The organism is Pandoraea sp. B-6 (genome assembly GCF_000282835.1).
GTDB classification, from domain to species: Bacteria; Pseudomonadota; Gammaproteobacteria; order Burkholderiales; family Burkholderiaceae; genus Pandoraea; species Pandoraea cepalis.
Map to the genome: position 1 here is coordinate 94,018 of NZ_KB290540.1, position 6,176 is coordinate 100,193.

Here is a 6,176-nt window from a genome sequence, read left to right on the forward strand (position 1 = left end):
GGCCAAACGCCTGATCGCGCCGCGCGTGGCGCTGGTGGGCGACGCGGCGCACGTCGTGCACCCGCTCGCGGGCCAGGGCATGAACCTCGGTTTGCGCGACGTGGCGGCGCTCGGCGACGCGCTCGCCGAGCGCGAATCGTTCCGCGATTGCGGCGATGCGGCGGTATTGCGTCGCTACGAGCGCGCCCGCAAGGAAGACATCGGCAGCATGGCGCTCACCACGGACGGCCTGCACAAGCTGTTCGCCACGCACAGCCCGCTGGTCAGGTTTGTGCGCAACGCCGGGCTCGACTGCGTGAACGTGCTGCCTTTCGTCAAGAAATTCCTGATCGGCCGCGCGCTGGGCTGACCCCTCGGGGCGCCTATGCCGGGCCATGCCACCTAATTCCGGTCGATACCGGGCGTGTCCGGACGCGCCTCTCGCTCGACACACTTCTGGAGATACTCGATGTTGAAACGTTATCGCGCTGCGGCGCTCGCAGCGCTCGGTCTGGCGACAATTTGCGCCGCGACTGTCACGACGTTCGCCGTCGCGCAGAGCAAGTCCGACGCGGCCCTCGACCGCGTGAAGGCTGCCGTGCAAAAGACGCTCGGTGCCGAGGCCCCCGTCAAGTCGGTGGCACGTACGCCCATCCCCGGACTCTTTGAGGTGGCCGTTGGCGGCGACATCCTCTATGCCGACGAGAAGGCGAAATACGTGATTGTCGGCGGTAACCTCGTCGATACGAAAACGCGTCAGAACCTGACGGAAGCGCGTCAGTCGGAACTGAACAAGATCGACTTCGCCAAGCTGCCGCTCGATCGCGCCATCAAGTACGTGAAGGGCAACGGCAGCCGCAAGGTCGCCGTGTTCTCGGATCCGAACTGCCCGTACTGCAAGCGCTTCGAGGAAACGCTCAAGACGTCGAAGCTCGACAACATCACCGTCTACACCTTCCTGTACCCGGTGCTCGGCCCCGACTCGGACGCCAAGTCGAAGGCGATCTGGTGCGCCCCCAATCCACTCACCGCGTGGCATGACTGGATGCTCGACAAGAAGGCGCCGCCGACCCCCTCGGCCAAGTGCGACGACACCGCGGTGGTGCAGAACGTGGCGCTGGGGCATCAGTTCAACGTGACCGGAACGCCGACGATCATACTGTCCGACGGCCGCCGTCTGCCGGGCGCCGTGCCCGCGGAAGCCCTGGAAAAGGCGCTCGCCACGGTCAAGTAACCGTCCATTCGCCAGTCTGGCCAACGCCCGACCGTTCCGACAACAAGAAGCCGCCACCTCATGAAAGCCACGTCTGCCCAGCCTGCCATCCGGTATGCGATCGTTCCGAAGTCGCCTGCCGCGCATCTGTTCGAAGTGACCGTCACGGTCTCGAATCCCGCCCCCGAAGGGCAGCGTTTCTCGCTGCCCGCGTGGATTCCGGGCAGCTATATGGTGCGCGAGTTTGCCCGCAATATCGTGACGATCGGGGCGACGTGCCGCGGCCGCAAGGTGGCGCTCGACAAGCTGGACAAGCACACGTGGCAAGCGGCGCCGTGCAAGGGCACGCTGATCGTGACCTACGAGGTTTACGCATGGGATCTGTCGGTGCGCGCCGCGCATCTCGACGACACGCATGGCTTCTTCAACGGCACCAGCGTGTTCCTGCGCGTCGAAGGCCAGGAACAGGCGCCGTGCGAAGTCGACGTGCTGCGCGCGCGTGGCGCGGCGTTCAAGGCGTGGCGCGTCGCGACCGCACTCGCGCCGGCCGAAGGCACGGCGGCGCTCGACTTCGGGCGCTATCTGGCCGCCGACTACGACGAGTTGATCGACTCGCCGGTCGAAATGGGGACCTTCGTGCATGGCACGTTCAAGGCTTGCGGCGTGACGCACGAAGTCGCCATTACCGGACCGGTGCCGAACCTCGATCTCGATCGGTTGCTGCGCGACATGAAGAGGATCTGCGAAGCGCAGATCCGTTTGTTCGAGCCGGGCGCGAGTTCGCGCTCGCGCGTGCCGATGTCCCGCTACGTCTTCCTGCTCATGACGGTCGGCGAGGGGTACGGCGGTCTGGAGCACCGTGCGTCCACGGCGCTGCTCGCGAGCCGCAACGATCTGCCGGTGCAGGGACAGGCGCGCATGAGCGAAGCCTATCGCGGCTTTCTCGGCCTGGTGAGCCACGAATACTTCCACACGTGGAACGTCAAGCGCATCAAGCCGGCCGTGTTCGCCCCGTACGTGCTCGACCGGGAAGTCTATACGCGACTGCTTTGGCTGTTCGAAGGCTTTACGTCCTATTACGACGATCTGATGCTCGTGCGCAGCGGCGTGATTCCGCCTGCCGATTACTACGAACTCGTCGCCAAGGCGGTGGCGGGTGTGCTGCGTGGCAGCGGCCGTCTCAAGCAGACCGTGGCCGAGAGTTCGTTCGATGCCTGGACGAAGTACTACCGCCAGGACGAGAACGCACCGAACGCCATCGTCAGCTATTACACGAAGGGGTCGCTGGTCGCGCTCGCGCTCGATCTGACGATTCGTTCGAAGACGCGCGGACAGAAGTCGCTCGACGACATCATGCGTGCGCTGTGGCAACGCTTTGGCCGCGACTTCTATCGCGGCGCGCCCGTGGGTATCGACGAAGACGCCGTGCAGCCGTTCTTCGAGGACGTCTCGGGACTCGACCTGTCGGAATTCTTCGCCACCGCCATTCACGGCACGCGCGATCTGCCAATCAAGACGCTGCTCGAACGCGTCGGACTCACGCTGGAACCGGTCAAGCCCGAGGACGGCCGTCCTGCATTGGGGGTGAAGACGGCAAAGCGCGGCGACGACCTTACGCTTTCGCAGGTGCTCGACGGGGGCGCGGCGCAAGCGGCCGGATTGTCGGCGGGCGATGTGCTGGTCGCCATCGACGGTCTGCGCGTCACGCAGGCCAATCTCGACAAGCTGCTCGACCGATATCGCCCGGGCGACCGGGTGACGGTCCACGCGTTCCGCCGCGACGCCCTGCGCGAGACCGCGCTCACGCTCGACGCGCCGGAGATTTCGAAATACCGCATCGCCGAGACGCGCGATCGCGCCGCGGCACAGCGTCGTGACAAGTGGCTGTCGGCCTGAGCGGCCGAGCGCTTTATCCTAGCGCCGGGCCCGGCACGCGCGGGTCCCGGTTTTCCTCCGGGCACGACTTGGCAACCGCGAGCATGTGCTCGATGAAGACCTGTGTCTTGCGCGGGAGGAAGCGTCGCGACGGCGTGACCAGATGCACCGGACTGGACGGTAACGACCACTCGGGCAGCACCTTGATGAGACGGCCGGTGCGCAACGCATCCTCGGCCAGGATATCCGTCAGGGCGGCGATGCCGCTGCCCGCCACCGTCATTTCCTTGACCATCCCCATGCTGTTGACCTGAATCGCCCCGTGCATGGTGATGTCGGCGCGCTGACGTCCCTTGTGCAGCGTGTCCGAGTTGAACAGACGCCGCGCGCCTTGCAGGATCACGAAGCGATGGCCCGCCAGCTCGTCGGGCGTGGCGGGCAACCCCGTCGCACTCAGATACAGCGGGCTGGCATACAGACTGCGTGTGAGCGCGAGGAGGGGGCGCGCCACCAGGGTGGAGTCGGAGAGTTGTCCGGCGCGGATGGCGACGTCGATGCGCTCGGCGATCAGATCGACCTGTCGCGAACTCAGATCCACATCGACCGTAATCTCGGGATAGGCCGCGCAGAACGTGGCAAGCGGCACCGCCAGCCACTGCGCCGCAAAGTCGCCGGGCGCCGTGATGCGAAGCCGTCCGCGCGGCTTGCTCGAGAGCTGCGAGGCGAAATCTCGCGTCTCTTCCACTTCCTCGAGAATCGGCAGGCAACGCTCGTAATAGGCCTCGCCGACTTCGGTCAGCTCCAGCCGCCGTGTGGTCTTGTGCAGCAACTTCGTGCCAAGGCGCATCTCCAGTCGCGACAGACGCCGACTCACCGTTGCCTTGGGCAGATCGAGCCGCTCGCCGGCCCGGGTGATGCTGCCCGAACGCACGACCTCGGCGAAGATCAGCATGTCATTCAGATCGTCAATCATCGCGCGCTCCTCGGTGATGCGGCCATCAAGCAAGGGGAAAGGGATGGCGCGCATTGTTCCAAAATAGGAACAAACAATTCGATTTTACCGGCTTGTTTCATTTTTGTGGGTAACTAGAATTCATACCAAGCCGACGCGCCATTCACGGCCATCCCGAGACGGGGCCCAGCGCGAACGGATTTTCGAACCCCCAGGCTCAGGAGCCAGAGACATGACCACGATTCTCCAAATCAATTCCGCCGCCCGCTCGCAAGGTGCCAACTCGACCACGCTCGCCAACGAATCTGTGGCGCAACTGGTTGCGAAGCACGCGGGTGCCAAGGTTGTCGTGCGCGACCTGCTGGCCGATGGCGTACCGCATCTGGACGAAGCCGTCATCGGCGCGTTTTTCACGCCGGAAGACCAACGCTCGGCCGAACAAAACGCCATCATCGCCCGCAGCGACGAACTGATTGCCGAGATTCAGGCGGCCGACTACGTGGTGTTCGGCGTGCCGCTGTACAACTTCCAAGTGCCGTCGCAACTGAAGGCGTACTTCGACTGGATCGCCCGTGCCCGCGTGACTTTCCGCTATCGTGAAGACGGCACCGTGGAAGGGCTCATCCAGGGCAAGAAGGTGATCGTGGCATTCGCCCGCGGCGGCAACTACAAGGACACGCCGGCCGACAGCCAGACGCCGTACCTCAAGACGATTCTCGGCTTCCTCGGCATGACGGACGTGACGTTCATCTTCGCGGAAGGTCTGGCTCGCGGTCCGGAATCGGCCGCTGCCGGGTTCGCGAATGCTCGCGAAGCCATCGCCGCGCTCTAAGCCCCCGGGGCGACGCTGCTGATTGCGTTGCCACGGCTGTTCTCCCGCACGCGCAGGTACCTCCATGACCCATCCGGCGCCTTTGCATCCGCGTCAGACGAAGCGACCGGCGGCTCATGCCGACGCGAGCGCCATCCCGCGCGTGCTTCCCGTCACCCGACCCGCCCGCTGTGCCGCGGCGGCGGGGGCGGGTGTTTTCGATCAGGTCGCCGAGACGGATCCGTTTTTGTCGATCGATCTCTTCACCCGTCATGGCGCGTGCATACCGCCACATCCGCATGCCGGATGCGCGGTGGCGACCTACCTGTTCCCCGAGTCGACGACATCGCTGCGCTGCCGCCACGCCCATCAGGGCGACGACAGGCTGCGTGCCGGCGACCTGCTATGGCTCGAAGCCAACTGCGGCACCGTGCATGAGGACGCTCCCGAGAACGCCCATGGCACGGCGCGCGGCCTGCGGATGATCGTGAGCCGTGCCGGCCGCCATGCGCACGGCGCACCCGTGCAGACCGTAGTCCGCGCCGATGCCATGTCGCATTGGCGTGAAGGCGCCGTCGATCTGAGTTTGATCTGCGGGCAGTGGGGCGAGCGTCATGTCGCCCATGCCGCCGGTATGGAAGGTGAGCGCACGACGCTGCTACAGCTCGACTGGCGCGAAGACGAATTGCGCACCTTGACGATCCCTTGCGACGGCCGTCGGTGGGTCGCCTTGATTGCGCAGGGCGAGGTGGCGCTGGCCCATCACACGTTACGGGCGGAAGGCGGCGGCGCGCAGGCGGTGTTGCTGCCACCCGGTGCGTGGCAACTGGCCGGGCGCACCGGGGCGCGGCTCATGCTCGCCGGTGGCGACCCGCTCGCTGAACCCGTCGTCTATCGCGGCAACTTCGCAGCGCGCGACGAGAGCGATCTCGTCGCGCTCACGCGACGCTATCAACAAGGCGCGATGGGCACACTAACGCCCATCACCGAATCATCGCGCGACTGAGTCTCCCCGCATGGCCCTTACGCCGGCAGGCGCCAGTCGATGGGCGTTTTGCCGTGCTGTTCGAGGAAGGTATTGGCGGCGCTGAAGTGGCCGCAGCCCAGGAAGCCGCGATGCGCCGAGAGCGGCGAGGGGTGGGGGGCTTCAAGCAGTAGATGATCGTGGCCGGCAAGCAGCGGCGCCTTGGCCTGTGCATGGCTGCCCCACAGCAGGAACACCAGCGGCCCTTGCCGGGCGGCCAGCCCCTTGAGCAACGTGTCGGTGCAGGCTTGCCATCCCCCCTTCTTGAACGGCTTCGCGTGACTCGCCGCGTTGCCCGCTTCCACGGTCAGCGTCGTGTTGA

The 6,176-nt window shown here is 65.6% G+C and carries 7 protein-coding genes; 5 read left to right on the plus strand and 2 right to left on the minus strand.

Annotation, left to right across the window (positions count from 1 at the left end):
- The 3 genes from A985_RS26000 to A985_RS0117465 form a co-directional block, all read left to right on the plus strand.
- Positions 1–349, plus strand: a 349-nt coding sequence (locus A985_RS26000) for an FAD-dependent monooxygenase (RefSeq protein ID WP_039830467.1), incomplete at its 5' end; no start/stop codon positions are given.
- Between the two features lie 99 nt (positions 350–448).
- Positions 449–1,213, plus strand: coding sequence for a DsbC family protein (locus tag A985_RS0117460; protein ID WP_017234664.1), 765 nt, complete (start codon positions 449–451; stop codon positions 1,211–1,213).
- A 60-nt stretch (positions 1,214–1,273) separates the two neighbouring features.
- Positions 1,274–3,088: a M61 family metallopeptidase gene (locus A985_RS0117465; protein WP_017234665.1), complete on the plus strand. Its 1,815-nt coding sequence runs from the start codon at positions 1,274–1,276 to the stop codon at positions 3,086–3,088.
- A 13-nt stretch (positions 3,089–3,101) separates the two neighbouring features.
- On the opposite strand, the gene A985_RS26005 is transcribed toward A985_RS0117465, so the two are convergent.
- Complete coding sequence (locus tag A985_RS26005; protein WP_198288709.1) at positions 3,102–4,040, minus strand: LysR family transcriptional regulator; 939 nt, start codon at positions 4,038–4,040, stop codon at positions 3,102–3,104.
- 211 nt (positions 4,041–4,251) lie between these two features.
- Here A985_RS26005 and A985_RS0117475 point away from each other — a divergent pair, with 211 nt between their 5' ends.
- Both A985_RS0117475 and A985_RS0117480 read left to right on the plus strand, forming a co-directional pair.
- Positions 4,252–4,851, plus strand: a complete 600-nt coding sequence (locus A985_RS0117475; protein ID WP_017234667.1) for an FMN-dependent NADH-azoreductase — start codon at positions 4,252–4,254, stop codon at positions 4,849–4,851.
- A 64-nt stretch (positions 4,852–4,915) separates the two neighbouring features.
- Entirely contained in the window at positions 4,916–5,836 is a 921-nt protein-coding gene (locus A985_RS0117480) for a pirin-like C-terminal cupin domain-containing protein (RefSeq protein ID WP_017234668.1), read from the plus strand.
- Positions 5,837–5,853: 17 nt separating this feature from the next.
- Here the strand turns inward: A985_RS0117480 and A985_RS29435 are convergent.
- The coding region (locus tag A985_RS29435) for a uracil-DNA glycosylase family protein (protein WP_369751593.1) at positions 5,854–6,176 on the minus strand (323 nt) is incomplete at its 5' end.

Excerpts from the sequence above, each read along its gene's own strand:
- A985_RS26005 (WP_198288709.1), bottom strand. The coding sequence starts at position 4,040 with ATGATTGACGATCTGAATGACATGCTGATCTTCGCCGAGGTCGTGCGT.
- A985_RS0117465 (WP_017234665.1), top strand. The coding sequence starts at position 1,274 with ATGAAAGCCACGTCTGCCCAGCCTGCCATCCGGTATGCGATCGTTCCG.
- A985_RS0117475 (WP_017234667.1), top strand. The coding sequence starts at position 4,252 with ATGACCACGATTCTCCAAATCAATTCCGCCGCCCGCTCGCAAGGTGCC.
- A985_RS0117480 (WP_017234668.1), top strand. The coding sequence starts at position 4,916 with ATGACCCATCCGGCGCCTTTGCATCCGCGTCAGACGAAGCGACCGGCG.
- A985_RS0117460 (WP_017234664.1), top strand. The coding sequence starts at position 449 with ATGTTGAAACGTTATCGCGCTGCGGCGCTCGCAGCGCTCGGTCTGGCG.